Source organism: Bacillus sp. DNRA2 (genome assembly GCF_012843265.1).
Classification (GTDB): Bacteria; Bacillota; Bacilli; order Bacillales; family Cytobacillaceae; genus Bacillus_BU.
The window spans coordinates 1-1,598 of sequence record NZ_JABAIT010000071.1 but is presented as its reverse complement, the minus strand read 5'-3'; the positions used below and the strand labels follow the sequence as shown (position 1 = coordinate 1,598).

General features: G+C 35.9%; 2 protein-coding genes. Both read left to right on the top strand.

Going from position 1 to position 1,598, the window contains the following annotated elements:
- Nucleotides 1–80: 80 nt before the first annotated feature.
- Nucleotides 81–1,322 carry an IS91 family transposase gene (locus HHO41_RS21980; RefSeq protein ID WP_169102730.1) on the top strand — a complete coding sequence of 414 codons (1,242 nt, stop codon included), beginning with the start codon at nt 81–83 and terminating at the stop codon, nt 1,320–1,322.
- Nucleotides 1,297–1,551, top strand: a complete 255-nt coding sequence (locus HHO41_RS21975; RefSeq protein ID WP_248278577.1) for a hypothetical protein — start codon at nt 1,297–1,299, stop codon at nt 1,549–1,551. Before HHO41_RS21980 ends, HHO41_RS21975 begins: the two co-directional genes overlap by 26 nt.
- Nucleotides 1,552–1,598: the final 47 nt, after the last annotated feature.

Here is a 1,598-nt window from a genome sequence, read left to right as displayed (position 1 = left end):
TTGTTTAGGAAATTATAAAATTCTCGACTTGTGGATAACTGTTCGATACACTGTTCGTATAAATCCTTAGGGGAATGGATATGGGTAAACAAAAGAGCGGGGTAATTAAACAAATATTAAAAGATCACTTTGATGGGTTTTGGAAGTTGCACGCTGATAGTTTCCCAAAATCATATCAAGAAGATATAAAGGAAACCGTTAATAAAGCTATTAGGTGTAGCACAACCGATCTAGGTTATTCTCGATATGAATGCTTGGGTTGCGAAGGGAAACCTAATCCAGTTTTTGTTTGTTTCACATGTAAAAGTCGATTTTGTCATAAATGCGGAAAGAAATACACAGATGATTGGTCGGATAAACAACAGGAAATGATTTTTAATGTCCCGCATAGACATATGGTTTTTACTATCCCTAAGGAACTAAGAAATGTCTTTTTTGAGGATCGAAAAAAGCTTAATGAACTAAGCAAACAAGTGGCGCAAGTTTTTCAATACCATTATCAAAAAAGAAGTAAAAAGAGAAATTTAACTGTTGGTGTCATTACTGTTATACATACGTTTGGTAGGGATTTAAAATTTAATCCGCATATTCATGCGTTGGTTACAGAAGGAGCACTAGATAAGAATGATGAATGGGTACGAAGTGAGTTTATTCCATATGAATATTTAAGGAAGTCATGGCAGAAAGTTGTTTTAGATTTACTGAAGAAATGGTTTCCTAAAAATCAAAAGGCAATACGATTAATTGATGACTTATATAAAAGGTACCCGAAGGGTTTCTATGTGAATGCAGAACAAAAAATGAAAGATGCAAAAGGTGCAGCGAAATATATTGGAAGATATTTAGCTAGACCAGCGATTGCCGAGTATCGAATAGAGGAGTATGATGGGAAAACCGTTCGGTTTTGGTATGAGGATCATCAAACAAAAAAAAGAGTAGATGAAAACATGCCTGTATATAGGTTTTTATTTAATTTAATACAGCATATTTCTCCCAAGCATTTTCGAATGGTTGGTCGTTTTGGTTTGTACAGCAGAAGAACATACCAGAGAGCTAACACTGTTTTAAGTCTGTACGCATTTATGAGAACGAAACAGCTCTCACTATTATTAGAAACCAAAAAGAGAAAGAAAACCTATCGCCAACGGATGATTGAAGCGTTTGATAAAGACCCATTCCTATGCCCTCACTGCCATCGTCAGATGGACTTGGTGGAAATATGGCATGCGGATTATGGATTCTTGTATCATTATATGGAGGATATGGAATCCGTAAAAACATTGAGGAGGCTTAATCTTGACCAAAAACAAAGAGCAGGATGAATTGAATAAAGCATTCTTAGAATCAATTGATGAAGATGATCCATTCGGATTTAATGAAGAAATAAAGATAATCATTTTTAAATGTTTGGATTGTGGTGAAGAAGACGAGGTCCCTGATTATGTCGTCGAGGAGTTCCATTTTGACTTAAACGAGGAAGAAGAAGTAGAGGTAGTCTGTCCTTTTTGTAATGGAACAATGCGCCAGGCGAGAAAAGACCCAAGTGAATAACCTTCACTTGGGTCGTGGGTATTAAGTCGCGTTAGCGATTTTGTTCT

Excerpts from the sequence above, each read along its gene's own strand:
- HHO41_RS21980 (WP_169102730.1), top strand. The coding sequence starts at position 81 with ATGGGTAAACAAAAGAGCGGGGTAATTAAACAAATATTAAAAGATCAC.